Annotated in this window: 23 protein-coding genes and 1 pseudogene; 8 read left to right on the top strand and 16 right to left on the bottom strand. The window is 54.5% G+C overall.

The features are described from left to right. Nucleotides 1-124: 124 nt before the first annotated feature. The 9 genes and pseudogenes from H6507_10565 to pyrF form a co-directional block, all read right to left on the bottom strand. Entirely contained in the window at nucleotides 125-715 is a 591-nt protein-coding gene (locus H6507_10565) for a peptidylprolyl isomerase (protein MCB9369541.1), read from the bottom strand. 167 nt (nucleotides 716-882) lie between these two features. After that, a pseudogene (locus tag H6507_10570) lies at nucleotides 883-1,191 on the bottom strand (GIY-YIG nuclease family protein). A gap of 97 nt (nucleotides 1,192-1,288) precedes the next feature. Beyond that, entirely contained in the window at nucleotides 1,289-2,050 is a 762-nt protein-coding gene (locus H6507_10575; protein ID MCB9369542.1) for an MBL fold metallo-hydrolase, read from the bottom strand. 35 nt (nucleotides 2,051-2,085) lie between these two features. Continuing rightward, nucleotides 2,086-2,601 (bottom strand): RDD family protein, encoded by a 516-nt coding sequence (locus H6507_10580; protein ID MCB9369543.1) that lies wholly within the window; start codon nucleotides 2,599-2,601, stop codon nucleotides 2,086-2,088. 111 nt (nucleotides 2,602-2,712) lie between these two features. Beyond that, nucleotides 2,713-3,030, bottom strand: a complete 318-nt coding sequence (locus tag H6507_10585; GenBank protein ID MCB9369544.1) for a zinc ribbon domain-containing protein — start codon at nucleotides 3,028-3,030, stop codon at nucleotides 2,713-2,715. Between the two features lie 9 nt (nucleotides 3,031-3,039). Then, a complete protein-coding gene (locus tag H6507_10590; protein MCB9369545.1) occupies nucleotides 3,040-3,603 on the bottom strand; it encodes an orotate phosphoribosyltransferase in 564 nt (187 codons plus the stop codon). Continuing rightward, entirely contained in the window at nucleotides 3,600-4,274 is a 675-nt protein-coding gene (locus tag H6507_10595; protein ID MCB9369546.1) for an RDD family protein, read from the bottom strand. The genes H6507_10590 and H6507_10595 overlap by 4 nt, the downstream gene beginning before the upstream one ends. Further along, nucleotides 4,271-4,669: a DUF559 domain-containing protein gene (locus tag H6507_10600; GenBank protein MCB9369547.1), complete on the bottom strand. Its 399-nt coding sequence runs from the start codon at nucleotides 4,667-4,669 to the stop codon at nucleotides 4,271-4,273. The genes H6507_10595 and H6507_10600 overlap by 4 nt, the downstream gene beginning before the upstream one ends. Before the next feature lie 149 nt (nucleotides 4,670-4,818). Beyond that, the gene (gene pyrF, locus H6507_10605; GenBank protein MCB9369548.1) at nucleotides 4,819-5,613 is read right to left on the bottom strand and encodes an orotidine-5'-phosphate decarboxylase; all 795 of its coding nucleotides are present in this window, start codon (nucleotides 5,611-5,613) and stop codon (nucleotides 4,819-4,821) included. Nucleotides 5,614-5,791: 178 nt separating this feature from the next. Here pyrF and H6507_10610 point away from each other — a divergent pair, with 178 nt between their 5' ends. Further along, nucleotides 5,792-7,045, top strand: a complete 1,254-nt coding sequence (locus tag H6507_10610) for an SO_0444 family Cu/Zn efflux transporter (GenBank protein ID MCB9369549.1) — start codon at nucleotides 5,792-5,794, stop codon at nucleotides 7,043-7,045. 127 nt (nucleotides 7,046-7,172) lie between these two features. Next, on the top strand, nucleotides 7,173-8,144 hold the full coding sequence (locus tag H6507_10615; protein MCB9369550.1) for a hypothetical protein: 972 nt from the start codon (nucleotides 7,173-7,175) through the stop codon (nucleotides 8,142-8,144). A gap of 13 nt (nucleotides 8,145-8,157) precedes the next feature. Here the strand turns inward: H6507_10615 and alr are convergent, their stop codons facing one another. From alr to H6507_10630, 3 genes are all read right to left on the bottom strand, one after another. Further along, nucleotides 8,158-9,276 carry an alanine racemase gene (alr, locus tag H6507_10620; protein MCB9369551.1) on the bottom strand — a complete coding sequence of 373 codons (1,119 nt, stop codon included), beginning with the start codon at nucleotides 9,274-9,276 and terminating at the stop codon, nucleotides 8,158-8,160. 117 nt (nucleotides 9,277-9,393) lie between these two features. Next, nucleotides 9,394-10,002, bottom strand: coding sequence for a hypothetical protein (locus H6507_10625; GenBank protein MCB9369552.1), 609 nt, complete (start codon nucleotides 10,000-10,002; stop codon nucleotides 9,394-9,396). Continuing rightward, the gene (locus tag H6507_10630; protein ID MCB9369553.1) at nucleotides 9,999-10,592 is read right to left on the bottom strand and encodes a hypothetical protein; all 594 of its coding nucleotides are present in this window, start codon (nucleotides 10,590-10,592) and stop codon (nucleotides 9,999-10,001) included. Before H6507_10630 ends, H6507_10625 begins: the two co-directional genes overlap by 4 nt. 279 nt (nucleotides 10,593-10,871) lie before the next feature. On the opposite strand from H6507_10630, the gene H6507_10635 reads away from it, so the two are divergent. From H6507_10635 to H6507_10660, 6 genes are all read left to right on the top strand, one after another. Next, nucleotides 10,872-11,480: a MotA/TolQ/ExbB proton channel family protein gene (locus tag H6507_10635; protein MCB9369554.1), complete on the top strand. Its 609-nt coding sequence runs from the start codon at nucleotides 10,872-10,874 to the stop codon at nucleotides 11,478-11,480. A 1-nt stretch (nucleotide 11,481) separates the two neighbouring features. After that, nucleotides 11,482-11,925 (top strand): biopolymer transporter ExbD, encoded by a 444-nt coding sequence (locus H6507_10640; GenBank protein ID MCB9369555.1) that lies wholly within the window; start codon nucleotides 11,482-11,484, stop codon nucleotides 11,923-11,925. After that, complete coding sequence (locus H6507_10645; protein ID MCB9369556.1) at nucleotides 11,922-13,019, top strand: hypothetical protein; 1,098 nt, start codon at nucleotides 11,922-11,924, stop codon at nucleotides 13,017-13,019. The genes H6507_10640 and H6507_10645 overlap by 4 nt, the downstream gene beginning before the upstream one ends. A gap of 67 nt (nucleotides 13,020-13,086) precedes the next feature. After that, the gene (locus H6507_10650) at nucleotides 13,087-13,527 is read left to right on the top strand and encodes a DUF559 domain-containing protein (GenBank protein ID MCB9369557.1); all 441 of its coding nucleotides are present in this window, start codon (nucleotides 13,087-13,089) and stop codon (nucleotides 13,525-13,527) included. Next, the gene (locus tag H6507_10655; protein ID MCB9369558.1) at nucleotides 13,520-14,842 is read left to right on the top strand and encodes a hypothetical protein; all 1,323 of its coding nucleotides are present in this window, start codon (nucleotides 13,520-13,522) and stop codon (nucleotides 14,840-14,842) included. Before H6507_10650 ends, H6507_10655 begins: the two co-directional genes overlap by 8 nt. Continuing rightward, nucleotides 14,842-16,536 (top strand): hypothetical protein, encoded by a 1,695-nt coding sequence (locus H6507_10660; protein ID MCB9369559.1) that lies wholly within the window; start codon nucleotides 14,842-14,844, stop codon nucleotides 16,534-16,536. The genes H6507_10655 and H6507_10660 overlap by 1 nt, the downstream gene beginning before the upstream one ends. Before the next feature lie 91 nt (nucleotides 16,537-16,627). Here H6507_10660 and pgl read toward each other — a convergent pair whose 3' ends face one another. The 4 genes from pgl to gnd are packed head-to-tail and all read right to left on the bottom strand — an operon-like array spanning nucleotide 16,628 to nucleotide 20,827. Further along, entirely contained in the window at nucleotides 16,628-17,350 is a 723-nt protein-coding gene (gene pgl / locus H6507_10665; GenBank protein ID MCB9369560.1) for a 6-phosphogluconolactonase, read from the bottom strand. After that, a complete protein-coding gene (locus tag H6507_10670; protein MCB9369561.1) occupies nucleotides 17,347-18,402 on the bottom strand; it encodes a glucose-6-phosphate dehydrogenase assembly protein OpcA in 1,056 nt (351 codons plus the stop codon). Before H6507_10670 ends, pgl begins: the two co-directional genes overlap by 4 nt. Continuing rightward, nucleotides 18,399-19,931, bottom strand: coding sequence for a glucose-6-phosphate dehydrogenase (zwf, locus tag H6507_10675; protein MCB9369562.1), 1,533 nt, complete (start codon nucleotides 19,929-19,931; stop codon nucleotides 18,399-18,401). The genes H6507_10670 and zwf overlap by 4 nt, the downstream gene beginning before the upstream one ends. Next, nucleotides 19,928-20,827, bottom strand: coding sequence for a decarboxylating 6-phosphogluconate dehydrogenase (gene gnd, locus H6507_10680; protein ID MCB9369563.1), 900 nt, complete (start codon nucleotides 20,825-20,827; stop codon nucleotides 19,928-19,930). The genes zwf and gnd overlap by 4 nt, the downstream gene beginning before the upstream one ends. Nucleotides 20,828-20,875: the final 48 nt, after the last annotated feature.

Here is a 20,875-nt window from a genome sequence, read left to right on the forward strand (position 1 = left end):
TGCACCAATGGTGCAAGCTGTTATCGACAATAAAAAATATTACAGATTCAATCTGTTTTCGGCGCCAATACTCTTAATAGAGTAGGCATCTGGCAAGAGACCTAAGCCCTTGGACGTGCTATTCTTACAGACCGGCGTCCTTGCGGCTCATGATCTTGACGGATTTCATGTAGACCTTGTTGACCGGAGCGGAGCCCTGAACCGGGGTGTTGGCGATCTGATCGACGATTTCCATGCCTTTGATGGTCTTGCCGAACACGGTGTACTGTTTGTCGAGATGCGGTGTTGCGACGTGGCAGATGAAGAACTGCGAACCCGCGCTGTTCGGATCGGGTGTACGTGCCATCGAGAGCGTACCGGGTTCATGATGACGATCGTTGAACTCCGCATTTACATTCCAGCCCGGACCGCCCTGGCCCGTGCCCGTGGGATCGCCGCCTTGGATCATGAAGCCTTTGATCACGCGGTGGAAAATCACGTTGTCATAGTAGTGGTGATCGGCCAGCCACTTAAAGTTACGCACGTGGTTCGGAGCGACGTCGGGATAAAACTCGCAAACGATCGTGCCCTTGATCGGGCCGCCATCTTGTTCGATTTCAATCACGGCGACGCTGTCGCCATCCACCGGGTAATCGGCGGGCCACTTCTCAAGTTTCGGGGTATCAGACATCGGCTTGGCTTGCTCCGTTTCGTTCTTGACTTCGTCTTTTTTCATTTCAGTTTTAGCCGCCGCGTTGTCCGCGGTCTTGTCGGCCTTGCCGCATCCCGCGAAGGCAATGCCCGCGGCGATCAGCACGATCATCAAAGTTTTCATGGCGAATCCTCTGTTATGTTGAGTTGATGAAAATTCTGCTCTGAGTTTCTGTCATCCTCTGTAAGGATCTATTCAAGCGGCTCGCTCAATTGTGCTTCAGTGAACCAGCTTTCCGCAAAGTCAATCCATCCGGGATTAAACTCATCAATCATGCGCAGTTTTCGTTCCCGGTAGAAGGTCTTGATTTCTTTTTCTCGTGAAATAGCGTCTCATGCGTATTGATATCGCTCGTAGTACACCAATCTATTGATATTGTACTTGGCCGCGAAAATACTGCCTATGCCGCGTTTGTGCCGAAACATCCGATTTCCGATATTGTTCGTTATTCCGGTGTAAAGTCTGCGGGAATGACTGGCAATAATGTAGACGGTGAACATCTTGTCGGAGACTCTCCGGTCTTCGAGTGCTTTGAGTAGTTCCTTACATAGGATGACAGAAGGGGAGAACTCCTGACTGCACGGTAATCAGTGAAAACTAAACCAACAGTATCGGTCCCACGGTCTTTTGTGCGGTGAGGTGCACGGCGATTTCGGGATTGTCCAGTGCCGTGCGCGCGCTGTCGCGGGCCAGATCGGGATGGTTGTTTTCCTCGGAGAGATGGGCAAGCACGACGTGTTTCATTTGCCGTTCTTGACAAGCACGCAATACTTCCGCCGTTTGCCGGTTGGAAAGGTGGCCCGTGCTGCCCGCAATGCGAATCTTCAGAAGCTCAGGATAGGGACCCGTGCGCAAAAGCTCTTCGTCATGGTTGCTCTCAATGACCGCAATCGTTGAATCCGTGAAGGCCGTGTGAAGTTCGGGCGAGACTTCGCCCAAGTCCGTTGCGACGGTGACGGTTTCGTTGCCGCAATGAATCGAATAGGCTACGGGTTCGGCGGCATCATGAGACACCGAATGCGCACGCACCGTGAACGGTCCGACGTCGACCGTGCTGCCGTTCATGGGAAAGGCTTTTTGCTTGCGCATGAATCCCGGCGAAAGCGCGGTCAAGGTACCCGCCGTAGCATACACCGGACACTGAGCTTTTTTGAGCAAACTATCGAGTCCCCGAGTGTGATCCGTGTGTTCGTGAGTGATGAATACGGCGCTGATCTGCTCGGGCTTTTCACGGAGTTCGTTCAGGGCAAAAATCAGCCCGCGAATGCCGAGACCCACGTCAACCAAAATGCGAGTCTCGCCGTCGCGAAGAAAAAGGGCGTTGGCTTTGGAACCGGAAGCTAATACCGATATCTGCAAAAGAGGAAATTGGAAAGAGGAAAGAGGAAAACGGTCTACTTTTGAACGACGAGCGTATCAGCCAGAATGTCGTGCAAGGCTTGCTTCTTTTCGGTGAAGGCTGCCATCAGGAAGCCGATGCCAAGAATGATCGCGCTCAAATACTTTCCGAAATAGCGACCCGAGGCGCGCGCAAAACTGATGCGGCGGTAGCTTTCATCCGTGACCACAATTCCAATGGCCATCTTGCCGATTGTGGCTTGCCTAAACGAACTTTCAAACAGTGAGAAGTAGAGCCACTGGATGATCATACCGAAACCGTAGCTCAACGTGAAGCCATCGAATTTGAATTTCCATGTCAGCGGAACACTGACGATGGAGATGATCAGGCCGTCTATGATCACCGCCAAAACACGCCGCCAAAATCCGGCGTACTGAACGGGCGCGACGTTGAGCGACTTATTTTGCTCCTCTTGGGCGGCTTGCTGTGCCGGCGCATTTAACTCGCGCCCACAAACGGAGCAGTACTGCGCGTCGTCGGGATTGGGTTTACCGCAATGTGGACAGAACATGGGTCAAACTCCAAAATTGAAAATAGAAAATGGCAAAAAGAGAACGAAAGGTCGCGACAACTTTCAGATTCCGGCGGGGAACCGCTGCGCTAAATCCCCGCTCGGCGAAAGCTATTTTTTGTAGGGATTGCCGGCGTAGGCGTTGATGATGCAGATGAGATGTAAGATCGCACCGGGAATCCAGAGCATGAAATATCCCACCGCGACGGCGGCCATCCAAATCAAGCCGCGCAGAATTTTGCCGCGGTAAATTTGGCCCACGCCGGGAAAAAAGAAACTTAGGACCGCCGCGACGCCGGGATTCCACAACCGCTCTTGCTTTTGTTGTACGACAACCACGGGACGGCCGCTGGAGTTTACTTCTACGCCGCACTTAGAGCAGAAATTTGATCCTTTGGGAATTTCGGTGCCGCAGGTTGTACAATGCATGATTAACTCTTACGTTCTGCTGCCGCGCTTGGCGAGAGGAACGTTTCCCTTGCAGAGCGGACACTCTTCGGCTGAATAGGAGTCGAGCGAGAGCGTCACGACGGCGAAAGGAGTCGGAGCAAGGTCGGTGTCGCCGCGTTGAATCAGAGCGCCGATGCCTACGACGTTTCCGCCTTCGCGTTTGACGGCTGCCACGACTTCGCCGACCGAGAGTCCGGTGGTGACGACGTCCTCGCAAATCAGCACGCGCTGCCCGGATTTGATTTGAAACCCGCGCCGCCACTCCATTTTGCCGTCGACTCTTTCAGGAAAGGCGATGGGAAGTTTCAGTGCTTTGGCGACTTCATGCGCGACCAGCACTCCGCCCGTCAACGGTCCGACGACAATCTCGGCATTTGCTTCGCGAAAATGCTCGGCAATCGCGCCCGCGATTTGCTCAGTTAGGTCGGGATGTTCCAGCAATCGAAACTTTTCGACATAAACTCCGCTGTGCCGGCCGCTCGAAAGCAGAAAATGTCCTTCGAGAAACGCGCCGCAGTCGCGCAATAGTGCGAGTGCCTGGTCTTGGGTCATTCGTAATCGAGCGTGTCGCGTTGATAGACCACAAAGGTGTCGCACATGATGTCATGCAAACCTTGTTTCTTCTGCGTGAAGCCGATCATGAAGAAACCGATATACAAGATAAATTTGGAGACGATCTTCGAAAAGTAGCGGCCCGTGGCGCGGGCGAAAGATATCGTGCCGCCATCGCGGCCGATAACCTGCAGTCCGAGCGCCATCTTGCCCAGCGTGCCGCGAGAAGCGGAGCTTTCCATCAGCGCATAATACAACCATTGAGCAACCGTCGCGATGAGCCCGATCAAAATCCACGGGAGAATCACGCTCATGATAATCTCGGGATCGGCATCTTCCAAGTCCGTCAGGTTGCTTAAGGCCATGATGCTGCCCGCATTGAGAAAAAGACCGATCATCACGAAGACGAACAGCACGACTCCGATGACAAGTTGGTCAATCAAGAAGGCAAGGTAGCGAATCCAAAAGCCGCCGTAGTGATATCTTTTGGTTTCAGGTCGTACGGCGGCCGGTGCAGCTTGCGAAAGGGCTGCCGCAGGAGCGGCCGCGCCGATTGCCGACCCACAGGCCGGACAAAATTTTGTGTCGTCGCTAAGTTCTTTACCGCATTTTGTGCAGAACATATTGGGAAACTCCACACTAAACGAGTTGATCAGAGTTTTTATTCTCATCTCCCCCTGCGCTGCGGGGGGACTAAGGGGGGTTCTTTAAGCGCTTCTACGATTTGATCGAGCGCCGATTCGATCGAACGGTGAATTAGTCTGTTGCCGATTCTTAGAATTCGGAAACCATATCGAGCGAGAACCGCACTTCTGGTTTCGTCGTATGCGTGAGTACTGTCATCCGCGTGCGTATCGCCGTCAACTTCAATGATGAGCTTCTCGTCAAGCGAGACAAAGTCGACGATGTACTTTCCGATAGGGTGCTGGCGGCGGAATTTTGTGCCGAGTTGATTCCCGCGTATTTTCTTCCAGAGCGCTTTTTCGGCGGGCGTTTGATTAGAACGCATCGCCCGCGCATTCTTCCAGTTCTTGTCGGGTATATCTTCGTAGTATCGGTCAGCCATAAGACCCCCCTTATTCCCCCCGCGCGGCGCGGGGGGAGACCAGCGTGCCGCTGGACTGATTGTGCTGACGCGTTGCGCTTTGAAACAGTGGTGCGGATTTCAAAGACCCCCCTTATTCCCCCCGCGCGGCGCGGGGGGAGACCGGAGTGCTACGCCATGCTCTTTCGCAACTTCTCCACTTCCGTCACCGCGGCATCGATGCAATCGTTTCCGTTCGACGCGTAAAGCACGGAACGTGAGACGTTGATCAGTGCCGTGCCGTTGGCTGCTTGAACTTTTTTCAGGACGTCCATGCTGCCGCCTTGTGCGCCGCTGCCGGGCATCAGGAGCGGAAGTTCGGGAGCGATGCTCAAAACACTTTCCAACGCTTCGGGTTTTGTGGTACCTACTACCAAGCCCATATTCCCGTTCAGGTTGGCGGCTTTGACTTGGTGCGCGACTTCCTGATAGAGCAGGCGTTCGCCGGTGTCCAACTGTTGTATTAGAGATGCGCTTGCGTTGGAAGTTGCGCAGAGCACGAACACGCCTTTGTCTTTGTGCCGCCAGAACGGTTCGAGCGCGGCCATACCCAGATACGGCTGAACGGTCACTGCGTCCGCTCCAAGTACGTCGAAGATCGCCTTCGCGTAAAACTCGTTGGTATGTTCGATGTCGCCGCGTTTGGCATCCACCAGCCAGACCACATCTGGGGGACAATCAAAACGCAGTCTTTCGAGCATCAGCCAGCCGCCCGAACCGTAGGCCTCAAAAAATGCCGTGTTCGGCTTGAAAGCTGCGACTTTCTGCCACGTGGCGATGATGATCTCTTCGAGAAACTTCTGCGCGCCGACGATGCCGCCGCCGAATTTTGCCGGAATCTTGGCCGGATCGGGGTCGAGCCCCAGACAGAGCGGGGAACCAGCGCGGTCGATAGAGGCTTTAAGACGGGAGAGGAAGTCAGTCAAGGGAAGTGCCGGAATTCATGGAATATCTATGAAATATAGCAAATTCAAGTCTGATTTGCAACCTCGAAGTTGACCTATGGCTTGGTGGGAGTTGAATTTACAGGGAAGATTCTCTACCTTGAAAGTCAAAATATGAAGTTTGAAATATGAAATATGAAGGCAGAACGCCGAGTTGCCCGTGCTAACTGAGTATTTGCGAGAAACTTGGGTGCTGTATTTGGAAATGGCACCGTATCTCTTGCTCGGGTTTATGCTCGCGGGAATTTTGCATGCGCTCGTGCCGCGCAAGGCCGTCGGCCGGCATCTGGGCGGGGAGAATCTGATCTCGTCGTTCAAGGCCGCCGTGCTCGGTGTGCCGATGCCGCTCTGTTCGTGCGGTGTGATTCCGACAGGTGTTGGCCTGCGCAAGCGCGGAGCTTCGCGTGCGGCGACGGTGTCGTTTTTGATTTCTACTCCGCAGACCGGAGTTGATTCGATACTTGTGACCTACGGATTTTTCGGTTGGGCGCTGGCGATTTTTCGTCCGATTGCGGCATTCATCAGCGGCGTGCTCGGGGGACTCGCGGTGATGCTCGTCAAACCCGGCGCGCGCGAAGAAGAGTGGATGAAACATCATTTGCACTCCGAAGATGCGCTGGCCGAAGCCGATGCGAAGCGGCCAATGCGCGAAAAACTCAAAGATGCGTATCACTTCGCCTTCAAGGAACTGTTGGGCGATATTGCGTTCTGGCTCGTCGTGGGAATTTTGGTGGCGGGAGTTATTTCGACTGCGGTGCCCGATGATTTCTTCGCGGGAAAACTGGGCGGCGGCATCGGTGCGATGCTCTTGATGATGCTGTTCGGCTTGCCGCTCTATGTTTGCTCGACGGCCTCGGTGCCGATTGCGGCCGTGCTGATGACGAAAGGGATTTCGGCGGGCGCGGCGTTTGTGTTTTTGATGGTGGGACCCGCGACGAATGCCGCGACGATGCTCGTGATTGCGCGCGCGCTGGGTTCAAAAGTGCTCGCGGTTTATCTGACGGCGATTGCGGGCTTCGCGTTGCTGTTCGGGCTGGGGCTTGATTTTCTTTTGGCAAATACTCCACTCACCGTGAACCTCCCCGCGCAATTGCACGACCACGGCGCTAAGTGGTGGCAGCTGGCGGCGACGGCGGTGCTGACTTACTATGTGTTACGACATTTCTTCTTCAAACTTAAACGGCGGTTCGGAGCCGCGCCTGTGACTATGAGTGACAAACTGCAATTGAATATCGAGGGCATGAACTGCTCGCACTGTGTGAAGAACGTCAAGGATTCGCTGGAGAAAGTCTCCGGAGTGAGCGGCGTGGAAGTGAATCTGGACAACGGCACCGCTGTGGTCGACGGAGATAAACTGGATCGCGCGACGTTGACTGCGGCTGTGGAAGGCGCGGGGTATAAGGTCAAAGGATGAAGGCTGAAGCCATTGCGGGTCTGGAGACCCACAACGGCGGACAGAAGTCAGATTACATTGCGGGTCTGGAGACCCACAACGGCGGAAAAGAGGAAAGAGGAAGAATTGCGCGTCAACTCTTTTAGACATGGCGTTTAACAGAAGTCGCTTCAGATCGCCGGAGTATGATCCCGGACTTTCGCAGAAGGTGGACGGGGAGCTGCGTCGCGCGATTGAGCATGACGGCAGCTTCAATGTCCGCCGTTTCGGTAAACGGTTCGAGGGACTGCACCTCTATCAATATCTCGTCACCTGTTCGTGGCGGGACTTTTTATTGTGGACGGCGGCGTTCCTGCTCGGAACCAATCTGCTCTTTGCGTCCATTTATTTCTTCACCGGTACGGGCCATTTGCAAGGTGTTCCCGAATGTCCGCCGTGGCAGGCCTTCTGGTACGATTTCTTTTTCAGTGTGCAGACCTTCAGCGCGGTCGGATATGGAGCAATTGCGCCGCGTGATCTCTTGGGCGGTTTCATTTCGTCGGCGGAAGCCTTGTTCGGCTTGTTGTGTTTCGCACTTGTGACGGGACTTTTGTTTGCGCGGTTTTCCAGACCAACCGCGCGAATTTTGTTTTCGAGCATGGCGATTGTTTCGCCCTATCAAGACAAAACCGCGCTGATGTTTCGGGTCGTGAACCAACGCTCGAATGTGATGATAGATCTGACGGCGGATGCGATTATGAGTTGGGTGGAAACGGTCAACGGAAAAGTCATGCGAAGATTCGCCGCGCTGCCGCTCGAACGTCCTTCTATTTTCTTTTTTCCGCTGCCGTGGACGATTGTGCATCCCATAGACGAAACAAGTCCCTTGTGGGGACTTGACAGCGATGCGCTTGCGGCAAAACAAGCGGAAGTGATGATTCTGATTCGCGGCTACGATGACACGTTTTCGCAGACCGTGCATACGCGCAACTCATACCGTTTCGATGAAATCACGTTCGGGAGAAAGTTCACACCGATTTTCCATGTCGATGATTTCGGCACCGTGATGGTCAATGTGGATTTGATTGACCAGACGGAAGAAGCGGTGTTGGCAGTTGAAGTCAATCTTGAAGAGATGTGACGCTTGACCCCCCTTAGCCCCCCCGGAGGACCGGGTGGGAATAGGAGCGCGGAACTTTGGGATTTAGCCACGTTGTCAGTTCATAGGGAAGCGCGTCGATGAAGGGGGCAAGTTCGTAGAGATAGATTGTTTCATCTCCTTGATTTCCCCAATAGACCACTTCTTCACCGATCTTGGGTTTTTCTCCGGTGACGAAGGCGTACGAATTTGTGCGCGACATCACGCCTACTAACGGCACATGCTTTCCGCGATAGAGAACACTCGCTGCGCCAACCATCGTGCGTGGATAGCCGGTTTCAAAACCCACATCGGTTTCGATGCCCCAGCCGTCGTAGTGCGCCTTCCAAAAATGCGGAGACGGAAATCCATGACCGCGTTTGATGCGGCGAACATTGGTGATGCTTCCACATAACGTCATCACGGATTTCAAAGGGAGCATATCCGCGACCGTTGGAGATGGTGGCTGTCCATAGAGCGCGATGCCGGTTCTCACGAGATCGCCCGGAACTTCAGGCAATGCTAACGCCGCGGCAGAATTTGCGAGATGTGTCACCGCCGGATTGAGTCCGGCGGTTTTTGCATTTCTTATGATCTCGTTGAAGATTTGAATTTGTGCAAGACCTCGTTCGCGGTCGTGCGTCCCGCCATAGGCCAGATGCGAGTAGATGGCATCGAGCTTTAAGTGTTTTAGCTTGGCGATTTCGGCAAGTGTCTCGACATTTTTCTTGTGGTGAATGCCGACTCTGCCCAAGCCCGTGTCGAATTTCAGGTGAGTAGAAATTGCTTTGCCGGTTTTTTTCGAGAGCGCTTCGAGATACTCGACTTTGTACCACGACGTCGCGGCGAACGAGAGATCGTAATCCGTGAATTGCTTTTCCGGTTTGCCAACCCAGTCGGTCATCACCAGAATAGGCTTGGTGATTCCAGCCTTGCGCAATTTCACTCCGTCGGCAGGAGAACTCACTCCAAAGCCCCACGCACCCGCGTCATTCAAAACTTTGGTACACTCGAGCAAGCCGTGTCCGTAAGCATCCCACTTCACGACCGCAAGCACTTGCTTGGGCGCAACGCGAGCAGCGAGCGCGGAAAAGTTCTGCGCGAGGGCGGTTAGGTCTATGCGGGCGACGGGCACGGGGGAATGAAGGATAAAGGATAAAGGATTCGGAAAATCCCCAATTGAAAATTCTAAATTCCAATGGCAGAAAAAAGGCGACCCAATCGGGCCGCCTTTTCTATTTTTCAATTCAAATCAGTAGTTGCCGAGGTTTTTCAAACCGTCCATCTTGGCGAGATCTATTTGTGCTTGCGCCGCAGGTCCGGTACCGGCGTAAAGCGAATTTGCAATGAACTCTTCGAGAGCGGCGTGTCGCTCCTTGGGACTCTTGAAGGTGTTTATCCGCTCGTATTCGGCGCGAGCAAGTTCGTCACGCGCCCGCGATCCTGCCGGAGTTTGCGGATAATCACGTGCCGCCTCACTAATACGCCCCGCGTCGAAGAGCGCTTGCGCCGCCTGTTCGCGAGCTTTGATCGCTGCCGGAGTATCCGAGTAGTTGTCCAACACTTCTTCGAATTTACCGTCTTCCACGAGCTTTTCGGCAAAGCGGACGCGAGCTTCGTAGGCCATCGGCGTATCAGCGAAGTCCTTCATCACGCGTTCGTAGTCACCCTCTTTCAAGAGCTTCGTCGCGAGAGCTTCCTTGGCCTTGCCGGCCGCGGGCTCTTGCGGATAACGCTCCATGACTTCCTCGTATTTGCCTTCCTTGAAGAGCTTCTCCGCACGCTCGGCCGGAGTTGCGCAGCCCAACACAAAGAGGAAGAGGATTAGGAGCGCGAGGTAGTGCGTCTTACGCGAGGTCATTTCTTGCGGACGTCACGCATTAGATTCGCCGCTTCACGATAGGCCGCGGTCTGAGTGTATTTCCGCATAATATCCTGCAGGGCCTCAACCTTCTTCTCGCCGCGAAGTTTCTTGGCCGCTTCCAACGCTTCCGTGGCGCGAGCCTCGTTCACTTCTTTCCCCTTGGGAGAATTCGGGTAGGTGGCCACCAACGAGTCAAACATCGTGGGACCCTGATTGTACAGGTCTTCCGCCAAAATCCGCTCGGCGTCGGTTGCCAATTGACTGTTGGGGAATTTATCAATCACTTCCCGGTACTTTTTCTCATTGAAGAGGTTCTTAGCCTCTTCTTCGTGTGCAAGGAAGGCCGCACGGGTATTGGGGTACTTCTCAAGTACCTCTTGGTATTTGCCTTCTTCCAGCAAATTCTCGGCAATCATCGCACGAGCCCGGCGCGCGATTTGAGTGTCCGGGTACTTATTCATTACCTCTTGGTACTTGCCTTCTGCAAAGAGCTTTTGCGCGCTGGCCTCAGGGCTCTGGCATCCGGCAACCCAAAGGGTCGCAAAGAGGGCGAGGAGTAAACCGGTGATCAGTCTGCGGGATAACATGATTTCTCGTTCGGGTTTTGGTGCTTTGTCTTGTGAACTCAGGAAGTTAAGTATTCCCTTGTGGAATGTCAAGTAAAGTCAATGAAACTTGTGGTGAGGTTCAATCATATCAAGAGGTTGCGAAGTCACAACCTATTAGGTCGCGGCACGGGGAGTGCAAAGAGCTTAAAAGTTCCGCTATCCGAGTGTTGACACTTCCTTGAAACGATGCTATATTACTTGTTATATCAAAGGTTTACCAGTTCCCCCCGACCACCCAAACCCTCAGGATGTTATCGGATGAAAACTTTGCAACGCATGAATAAATCCGCTTTTGGCTATGTGACTTTGGCAGCCCTCGGCATGACCCTGCTCTATACGGTCATCGCCGCCGCCCAGCCGCAAGCCGCGCGGGAAGTGACGATGAGTGAAAAGATCGGTTCGCAGATTGTTTTGTACGGCGCCTTCGACAGTTTGATCTACTTCTTTCAGGGTCTGCTGCTCTTTATCGGCCTTGGAATCACGATCTTCTATTATATCCGTTACAAACGGCCCGGGTTCCAGACCGAATTGCGCAAGAAAGTCAGCCATTTGGCGGACGAAGTGACCCTGCAATCCGCGATTAACTTCGAAATCGAGAGTTTGCAGAATAAGTACATCTTCTTGGATCTGGTGATTGCCGCGGCGCCGATGTCCGGATTGTTGGGAACGGTCGTTGGTCTGGTGCAGGTCTTCAGCGAACAAACTTTCGTCGAACAGGTTTCGATGCAATCCATCGCCGGGGGTATGTACGTCGCGATGGTGACCACCGTGTGCGGTCTGATCGTCGCGCTGTTCGGCGTGATTGGACGCCACATGCTGAATAGCTTGTTGGCGAACGTGCGTGAAGACTTGGCCGGGGGAAAATAGCGTGCGAAAATCAGAACCGTTTGCAGAAGCGACGACGTCGCTCATTGATATTGCCTTCATCATCATTCTCTTCTTGATTGTGACGACCGTAATCGCTCCGGAAGAGATAGTTCCGCTGAAATTGCCGAACAACTATGATCAAGGCGAACCGTATCTTGAAGTGGAGAAAGAGCTCATCATCCACGTCAAGCGCTCGGGGATGGTGGAAATTTCCGGAGAGCTCTTGGCCGACTCGCTGGAAGCGGACTCCGTGCTCTTCAAGCTGACGGACGCATTTGTCGAACGTTACAAGCAAATGCAGCCGGACGGCAAAGTAATTTTACGCGCGGACAGCGGCGCGGTGTGGGATCGTCCCGTTCAAATTTTGCAGGCGTGCGGCAAGCACAACATTCCAGTTTCCATCGCGCTTGAGCCTGCGCAGCTTGCGGAGGACGTCATACCGTGACCGAACGCCATTATCTAATCGGCATTCGGGTGCTCGCGGTGCTTCTGACAACCGTGCTGCTGCTCAATCTTCCGGGAGTTCCGCTGCGGGAACTGGCCGAGAAGTATGACTGGCTCATGTATATTGACCTTGAAGAAATTCTGGTCATGCGCGAAAAGCCGAAGCCTAAGCCGATTCCCATTCCCATTTCACAAGCGAAAGTCGCTCCGCGTGCGACGCCGTCGCCCGTGATTGCACCGACGGAAGTGAAATCAAAACCGTCGCAAATTGTGGTCAATGAGCCGTCGCTCGACAAACCGGAATTTGGGATGGTACACGAACTTTTCGATCCACCGCCGGAAGATCGTCCGCAAACGAAGCTCTCGCCGACGGCGTCTCCGCTGCCGAATATTATCACGACGCGCGCCGAGGCCGGGGAGTCGCGTCCTCAGGCAGCTATTCCCGCTCCGACGGAGCAGGCGGGACGTGTCTATAAAGGAGCGGGTGCGCCCAATCTTCAACCGGCTCTGACTCCCAGCTACACGGGACCCGATTTGAATTTGCCGAGCGCGGAACAGCCCGCGGTCGGCTTGTCGCGCGGTGACGAACTTGCCACCTCAAAAACTCCGGGCATTGCGCGCGGTGAGCAGGATTTTCAATCGTCGGTCGGTCGTCAAGCGGGTCCCGGCACGAGCGAATCGATTACGTTCGGCAATGACCTTGTGGGCGAGAGCGAGCTTTCCGGTTTGCTCGATTGGCTGCGCGCGAATCCGGGATCGTTTTCGCCGGTGTTGATGGCCTATATGGAGAGTGAAGCGGGCGACTTGAAGGGCATCACGACATACGGTGGTTGGGATATTTTCATTCAGTATTCCGAAGTCGAAGGACAGTTGAAAGTATTTTTGTCGCGCGGTGATCAAGGAATTTTGCTGGCTGACTCCGACTTCAAGCGCCGTTCGCAGCTCTTCGGCTTAGGCAGCGTCACCCGTGTGGGACGCGAAGTGAATTCCATAACAGCAGTCCGCGACCGCCCCACCGAGCAAACCACGAGTAACTTCTATTCGGTCTTTCAAGGCTGGATGAGCAGCAAGGGGATTCAGCTCGCGGGACGGTAGTTCCGGTCTCCCCCCATTTTTGTCTGCAAAAATGGGGGGATTAAGGGGGGCTTCTGGAGAAAGTTTAATGCGCCGCAAATGGGCTGACATACAAAAGGTCACTTGGGACCGCGCAAGCGTTTTACGGCACAGTCTTACGCCGTTTGAAAAAATTCTCTGGAAGAGACTGCGCGGAGGGCAACTTGGTTTCAAGGTGCGACGTCAACATCCAATTGGTCCATATGTCGTAGTCTTCTTTGTACAAGACGCTCAACTTGTAATCGAAGTGGACGGCGACACGCATGCTGACGAAAAACAAATCGAGCATGACCAACGAAGAACAGAATATCTTAGGCAAAAAGGAATTCGCGTGATTCGATTTGGGAACAGACATATTGCAAACGACATAAACTCTGTGATTGACAACATTTTGATGGAAACAGGAGTGGCTTTGCCGGAAGCCCCCCTTAGTCCCCCCAAAACTGCTACGCAGATTTTGGGGGGAGATCAGAAGGATGACTATGAATAGAACGATGACATACCTGCTCGCTATCCTTATGGCGGGCTCGCTGGCGTTGGCGCAGGATCAGCAGTCGCAGCAGGAAGCGGACTCGCTGGCGAAACTGCTATTCGGGAGTGAACGCACCGAGGATCAGGCGACCTCTTTGTTCGAGCACGGCAAGGAAGATTTCAACGCGGGCGAAGAATTTCTGAAAGAAGCCAACGCGATGCGCTCGTCGGGAACGGATACGACGATGAAGTCGCGCGGCGGAGTGTTCGGATTGATCGGTCAGGCGATGGGGGATACGACGAAGTCTTCCAAAGAACTCGACACGCGCAAACGCGCGATGTCGTCTTTCAAGTCCGCCGCGAAAAATTTCGAGCGTGCGCTGGCCAAACAGCCGGAGATGAAAGAGATTGAATTGTGGTTGGTGGCAACTTATGACAGAATGGAAGATTGGGACAAGTCGCTGCCGCTCTACCGTGAAATTCTAAACGAACGTCAAGGCGAAGACAATCTGTGGTTCGCCTACGGCTACGCGGCGTTTCAAGCCAAGCAATATGACAAGGCGATCACCGGATTCGATCAGGCGATGCGCATCAAAGAGCTTGTGACGGGTACGCAGGATTCGATTCCGAATACGTACAGGCTATATCTTGCCGAAGCGTATCTGAAAACCTATCAAGACGGCAACGCGCTGAAGATGTACACGCTCGCGCAAGAAAACGCGACGCCCGAAGATTCCGCGGAAATCCAGAAGACGATTGACTGGATGAAGTGGGATGAAGGCGGAATTGCGGCGGCGGAGTACCGCGACGCGGCCTATGCCGCGGAAGCGAAGGAGGATTGGAACGCCGCGCGTGAAGCCTACGTGGGTGGAATTTCAGCAGCGCGGACGATCAAGGCGCGCGACTATCTGACGTGGCGGCTGTCGCTTGTGACGTACAACCACGGCAATAAAACCGAAGGTATTCAAAGGCTCGGCGAAGTCGTGAACCGTTTGGGCGCGGAATGCCCGAAAGACTATCAGGACAGTTACGGGCGCATGCTCTACGCTTACGGACAAGATTTGGTGGCCAACGGTGACCGCCGCGGAGCGCTGGAGTATTTCTTGAATAGCACGAAGGTGCCGTGGGAAGGACAGGGCGGAGGATTTGTTTCGATTGCACAGATCGCGTCCAATGACTTGGCACAATCCATCGAGAACGCCGAACGCGCGCTGGCCTATCCGCTTACGCCGGACCAACGCAAAAAAGCCTATGAGATTTTGGTGACGTCTTACCGTTCAAAAGGACAGTGGGACGAAATGAAAAAATATCAAGCCCTGTTAGGGGGAGAATAGTGAAGCAACTGAGATGGCTGTTAGCCGCGTACGCGGCGTTGATGATGACGATGAATGTGTTTGCCGAGGTGGACTTCAAACTCGTAACCCAGCAAAACGTGACGGATCCACGGCAGATTCAAGTGATCCGCGACGAGTTGTTCTTGGGAAGTGAGACCATTGAACGTGTGATGATTACGGACCTTTTGAATGACGGGTTCGATCAAAATGACGCTCTCGTGCTCTATCCGACGGGCAGAGTGCTTAGGCTTGAGCCGATCAGCGAGCGTCTCGATTCGCTCCTGCGTTCGTTCAAACTTCCGCCGAACACGGAGGTTTATGAAGGACGGCAGTACCACAGCGTGTTCGATTCCGTGGCGATTATCAGCCGCGGCGGAAAAGCGCTCAGCTACGGACTGCTCGCGGGACTGCAAGAGAGATTGACACGCGGCTACCGCGGCGATATGGTGGAAGGATATTTCAAGTTTACGAACAACGGCGCGCAAATCCGACTGTGGAATTTTGATTCGACGCGCGTGAGTTTTCCGCGACCTGAACCGTCGAAATATGATACGGTGATTATTTATCAGCGCGACACGGTGTTCGTGCCGGAAATCGTAACGGTGGAAAAAGACCCCGTCGTGATTCACGACACGGTGTTTGTGCCGAGCGAACTTTTGGAAACTCCGCGCGGACTATACTACCGCGACGCGCTCGGAATGCTCGGCGGCGGATACTCCATGTCGCATCGCGAGTCGTCGCGCGGACGTCTGTCGTTTGCCGCGGGTAATGAATGGGAATTCGGAGTTTGGGACAGATGGATCGCCGGACGGCAGGAAATCAATTCGCGAGTGGGTTTGAGATTCACCGCCGACATCGCACCGTGGAAAACCGATTCGCTTTCGGCGAGGTTCCTCGCGACGTCGGCTGAAGTGATGTACATTCCCGCATGGGACCGCTCGCTTTTTGCTTTCGGCGGTTTGCGCGCGTACTATCAAGACAATTTGTTTTGGGATCGCGTACGAGCGGGGTGGAAGGATGACAAGTTCGATGAATCGTCCACGCAGGACTTGGGACACTACGAACTCGCGGTGAAAGCGGGTCTCGACAAACTTGCGCCTTACGGTCCGGGGAAACGCATCGGCGTGTGGGGACGCGCGGCGGCGATTTGGCCGGGACCGGATAAAAGCGGTTATCAGTTCACGCAAGACGTGTTGTCGCAATCAGGACAGCCCGTGACCGATCAGTGGAATTGGACGATGAACAGCGCGTACGAACTCGACGGCAACGCGAACGTGAAATTTTCCGATCAGACTCAGTTGACCGTTGGCGCGGGGCTGCACTTGGAGCCGGACCTGTCATATGAATACAAAGCAAATCCGGGTGTCACGGCCATTGCAGACAACACGATGAACATGACCGTATTTCAACAATCTATTGCGCTGCGCTGGACAATTTTGAGCGGACCGACCTACCGCTTCCGTGTTGAAGGCGGCGCACGCAACCACATCGTCAACGCGACCTTTGACGACAATACGCTCAAGTCTTTGGTCAAAGATCAGTTCTTCCCGTACTTCGAAGCGCCGATGTTTGACGGCAATATTCAACTCGACGTCGACATCGTGCAAGTGAATCTCGGCGTCAAGGCGTACATGCCGGACGGTGAAGACGCGCAGATTCGTCCGTGGGGCGGAGTGTACTTCCTCTTCAAATAGCAAATAGAAAATAGCAAATAGAAAAGAGGCGGCCTTGCGGTCGCCTCTTTCGTTTGCGCATTGCGGGCGGAACGCCTTCCGCCCCTACACTCTAAGTACTTAGTTCGCTCGCGGCGGCTTCGTCGATGATCCAAATCAGGCTTCCGTCGCGGGGTTCAATTCTGGTTGCCGGAAGTTTGTAATTGTTGTCGATCAAGACTTCGCGCAGACGGGCGGCTTTGTCTTCTCCGGTGACCAAAAAAATCACGGCACGAGCGCTGTTCAATACTCTGAGCGTTAAAGTCAAGCGTTTGGGAATTGAGTTGCCTTGCACTTCCACGGCTTCAACCAACGCGCCCGATTCGAGCACGGGTGTTCCGGGAAACAGCGAGGCCGTGTGTCCGTCCGTGCCCATTCCCAAGAGCACCGCGTCAAAAACCACGGGTTCCGGCAAGAATCTGCTCTTGAGTGTGCGCGCGTATTCATCGGCGGCTTCTTGGAGGTTCGCGTGTTCGCCGTTCATGCGGAACGCGTCGCCGATATTCACTTTGCTCAAGAACAAATCGTGCGCGAGTTTGTAGTTTGAGTCTTTGTGTGTCGGCGGCACCGCGCGTTCATCGACCCAAAAAACTTCCCAGTTAGGATAGTCCATCTCTTCGGACCAATCGTTCTCCGCAAGTAATTTGAAGAGCGCGGCGGGAGTTGAGCCGCCGGAAAGCGCGATGCGAAACGTTCCGCGCTCGGCAATCGCTTCGAACTGCAATTCCTGCAAAAGCGCCGCCGCGGCTTCGGCGACGTCTTCGGGATATTCGCAATAAATAACTTCTGGGCTCATGAGAAAAGCAGTTCTGGCAGCCAATCGTGAGCCATGCGGACACTCTTGTCCATACGCGGATCGCGTCCCCACGCGTGAAGCTCATGCGCCAACAATGTCAGCATGTCCGCTTGACGCGCGTGCGCCGCGTGTTTGTGTCCGGCGCATGTGAGCGTAAACAAGTCGTCTTCGCGGATCACGGCGGCCGCTATGTCATTTTTGAAGAGAAATTCGATACCCGCGGGAGCGCTTCCGCCTTCGAGATGAAAGACGATTCTTTTGTCATTCTGGCAAATGATCGTAGGCCGGCTGCCGAGAAGGGAAACACTTTCAATCTCCCAGTCCAAAGTCGAAGCAATCCATGCGGCGGTCAAGAGCGCGCCGCACGTGAGCTTCGTGCCTAAAGAATGTACACGCACTTCGCATAGTTCGCCGTGCGGAGGACATTCGTCGAAGAGTTCGGCTACCGCACCACGCCATCCGGAAAGATGCGCCCACAACAAATCCGTGACGACGCAATCACGCGGCACGCTTTCGTAAAGTTCAAACCACTCTTTCAGTGTGGAGGCGGGAGCAAGGTGGTCCGTCGTGCAAGTGATGACGCGCTCGGTCGACGTGCAGAGAGTTTTCAGAAGTTTGTGAGACAACGGAAGCGAATGGTGCCAGACCACCGCCGTGGCGAGGCTGCCGAGCGAAAGCGAATGAATCAACGACGACGCGCGCAGTTCCGACTCGCCGTCGATCTCGAGAATAATCGCTTCCGAACAAATTTGCCGGTTCTCGCCTTCGAGTTTGCGGCAGTGCGCTGTCACCCACGCGCGCTGTGCCGTCGGCGCGGACTCGTTCAGCAATACCAAAATCGTACGCGTCGGATGCACGAGCGCAAGCTCCGGTATCAACTCGCGGGCTTCTTCATGCGAAGCGTGATTGCACACGATGACAAGATTGAAAGCGGTCGCGCGCGTGATCGGTTGATCGGTGGACTCGGCTTCTTGCCATAAGAGTTCGAGTTCTTCTTCGATCTTCGCCACGTCGACGACGTGCTGAGGTGCGAGCGGAGTGATCTCGCTCATAGCTTTCTCCATCTGTGATCTTCGGCGGCGAGCAAAACGTCAGCTTCGCTCGGCCCCCAGCTGCCGGCCACGTATTGCGGCAGCGGATCGCTCGTGTCGTTGGCCCATGCGTCAAGCACGGGCTGCACGATGCGCCAGCCTTCTTCGACGGCGTCGCGTCGCGCAAAGAGCGTTTGATCGCCGATCATCGCGTCGAGCAACAGTCGTTCGTACGCGTCCGACAGCCTGCCGCTGAACGACGAGCCGTAACGAAAGTCCATGTCCACGGGACGCACGTGCAGCGCGTAGCCGGGAAGTTTCGCCTCAAATTTCAGGCTGATGCCTTCATTGGGTTGAATGCGAATCGCCAACACGTTTTGTTCGAGCCGGTCAACCGGAGACTGATCGAAAACCATGTGCGGCACTTTCTTGAATACGATCGCGACTTCCGTGGCGCGTTTGGCCAGACGTTTTCCGGTGCGCAAATAAAACGGCACGCCGCTCCAGCGCCAGTTGTCGATATTGAGTTTCAGCGCGGCATAGGTTTCCGTGCGTGAATTCGGATTGACTCCGTGTTCGTCGAGATAGCCCGCGACCGGCGCTCCGGCGACGGCTCCGGCGGAATATTGAGCGCGTACTGCGATATTGGGCACGTCCTTTTCGCGAATCGGCCGCACGGATTCGAGCACTTTGCGCTTCTCGTCGCGGATCGCTTCGGGTGAAAGACTGGCGGGACGCTCCATCGCCACCATCGCCAAAATCTGCATCAAGTGGTTCTGGATCATGTCGCGGAGTGCGCCGGACTCTTCGTAATACTGCGCGCGTTCTTCGACGCCGAGGGCTTCAGCGGCGGTGATCGCAACATGGTCGACGTAACGCAAATTCCATATCGGTTCGAACAGCGTGTTCGCAAGACGCAAAACTAAAATGTTCTGTACGGTTTCTTTGCCGAGATAGTGGTCGATACGGTAAATCTGATCTTCGCGAAAAACCGCTGCGGCGGCAGAGTTGAGAGCTTCCGCGCTCTCGAAATCACGGCCAAACGGTTTTTCGATAATGATCCTGCTCCATGCGCCGGGCTCCGGTTCGGCCATTCCGACTGCGCCCAACGCCGCGATGTTCGATTCGTACGCGGTCGGAGGAATCGAGAGATACATCAAGTGATTGCGCGGTCCGCCGGCGCCTTCCATTTCGCCCAGCCGCCAGCGGAGTTTGTCGTACTTGCCGTCCTTCGCCGAATCTTCGACGACAAAAATTCTCTCGGCGAATCTGCGAGCAAATTCGTCGTCGGGAATCGACCCGGGTGCGAGCTTCTTGGCGTTCTCTATGACTTCAGTACGAAACTCGTCGAGGTTCATTTCCTTGCGCGACACCGCGAGGAATTGAGTTTGCTCGGACATGCGGCCTTCGCGCACGAGATGAGCCAAGGACGGAAACAGCTTGCGCTGCGCCAAATCACCCGTCGCGCCGAGAATGATCAGCACACACGGATCGGCGGGATGTTCCATCAGCATCCCGCTGCGGAAAGGATTTGTTTTCGTATCGCTCATTTTTCCAGTTTCATTGCATGACCGCCGAATTGATTGCGCAGCGCGCTCAAAAGTCGCAATCCAAAACCCTCTTCATCGCGTGAAGCGAATCTCGCGAAGAGTGCCGCGGAAATCGTGGGGGCAGGCACCGCATAGTCGACACACTCGTGCACCGTCCACCGTCCTTCTCCGCTGTCGGCGACCCACGGCTTGACTTTTTCGAGATTTGGATCGTCTTCGAGCGCGAGTGTAGCCAATTCCAACAGCCAAGAACGCACGACGCTGCCGTGTTCCCAGACCTTGGAAACAGCGGGGAGGTCAATCGGGAACGGCCCGCGGTGCATCAATTCGAATCCTTCGGCGTAGGATTGCATGATTGCGTATTCGATGCCGTTGTGAACCATTTTGACAAAATGTCCCGATCCTGTTTCACCGCAGCGTAAATAGCCGTTTTCGGGAGCGAGTGTCTTTAGAGCGGGCTCTACGACCGCAAAGGCTTCTTTGCTCGAGCCGACCATCAAACAATATCCGACCTGCAAACCCCACACTCCGCCCGATGTGCCAGCGTCCATGAAGTGAATGCCGTGAGCTTTCAGCTCCTCGCCGCGACGCATAGAGTCGCGGAAATTGGAGTTGCCTCCGTCGACTATGACATCGCCGGGCTTGAGTAGTGTCTTCAGCTCGGCGATCGAATCATCCACGGGCGCGCCTGCGGGAATCATCAGCCAAACAACTTTCTGACCTTCTAACTTGCCGACCAAGTCAGCTAAATCTGTGGCTCCAATTGCCCCCTTGGAGACAGCCACATCGATGGGTGCCTGTGATCTGTTTGAGACGACGCAGGAGTGTCCCCCAAGCAGCAGCCGTTCGACCATATTGCCGCCCATTTTTCCCAGTCCGACGAATCCAATTTTCATGCTAAGCCCTTATTTGAAAATAGTTTAGAAAGGAAGTGCCGAGAGTGT

It is taken from the genome of Calditrichota bacterium (assembly GCA_020637445.1).
Taxonomy (GTDB): Bacteria; Electryoneota; RPQS01; order RPQS01; family RPQS01; genus JABWCQ01.

What these genes read in the sequence shown, in the direction of transcription:
- H6507_10630 (MCB9369553.1), bottom strand. Translation starts at nt 10,592, where the DNA reads ATGTTATCCCGCAGACTGATCACCGGTTTACTCCTCGCCCTCTTTGCG.
- H6507_10565 (MCB9369541.1), bottom strand. Translation starts at nt 715, where the DNA reads ATGAAAAAAGACGAAGTCAAGAACGAAACGGAGCAAGCCAAGCCGATG.
- H6507_10650 (MCB9369557.1), top strand. Translation starts at nt 13,087, where the DNA reads ATGCGCCGCAAATGGGCTGACATACAAAAGGTCACTTGGGACCGCGCA.
- pgl (MCB9369560.1), bottom strand. Translation starts at nt 17,350, where the DNA reads ATGAGCCCAGAAGTTATTTATTGCGAATATCCCGAAGACGTCGCCGAA.
- H6507_10635 (MCB9369554.1), top strand. Translation starts at nt 10,872, where the DNA reads ATGAAAACTTTGCAACGCATGAATAAATCCGCTTTTGGCTATGTGACT.
- H6507_10625 (MCB9369552.1), bottom strand. Translation starts at nt 10,002, where the DNA reads ATGACCTCGCGTAAGACGCACTACCTCGCGCTCCTAATCCTCTTCCTC.
- H6507_10655 (MCB9369558.1), top strand. Translation starts at nt 13,520, where the DNA reads ATGAATAGAACGATGACATACCTGCTCGCTATCCTTATGGCGGGCTCG.
- H6507_10595 (MCB9369546.1), bottom strand. Translation starts at nt 4,274, where the DNA reads ATGAGAATAAAAACTCTGATCAACTCGTTTAGTGTGGAGTTTCCCAAT.
- zwf (MCB9369562.1), bottom strand. Translation starts at nt 19,931, where the DNA reads ATGAGCGATACGAAAACAAATCCTTTCCGCAGCGGGATGCTGATGGAA.
- H6507_10670 (MCB9369561.1), bottom strand. Translation starts at nt 18,402, where the DNA reads ATGAGCGAGATCACTCCGCTCGCACCTCAGCACGTCGTCGACGTGGCG.
- H6507_10580 (MCB9369543.1), bottom strand. Translation starts at nt 2,601, where the DNA reads ATGTTCTGTCCACATTGCGGTAAACCCAATCCCGACGACGCGCAGTAC.
- H6507_10590 (MCB9369545.1), bottom strand. Translation starts at nt 3,603, where the DNA reads ATGACCCAAGACCAGGCACTCGCACTATTGCGCGACTGCGGCGCGTTT.
- gnd (MCB9369563.1), bottom strand. Translation starts at nt 20,827, where the DNA reads ATGAAAATTGGATTCGTCGGACTGGGAAAAATGGGCGGCAATATGGTC.
- H6507_10615 (MCB9369550.1), top strand. Translation starts at nt 7,173, where the DNA reads ATGGCGTTTAACAGAAGTCGCTTCAGATCGCCGGAGTATGATCCCGGA.
- H6507_10585 (MCB9369544.1), bottom strand. Translation starts at nt 3,030, where the DNA reads ATGCATTGTACAACCTGCGGCACCGAAATTCCCAAAGGATCAAATTTC.
- H6507_10600 (MCB9369547.1), bottom strand. Translation starts at nt 4,669, where the DNA reads ATGGCTGACCGATACTACGAAGATATACCCGACAAGAACTGGAAGAAT.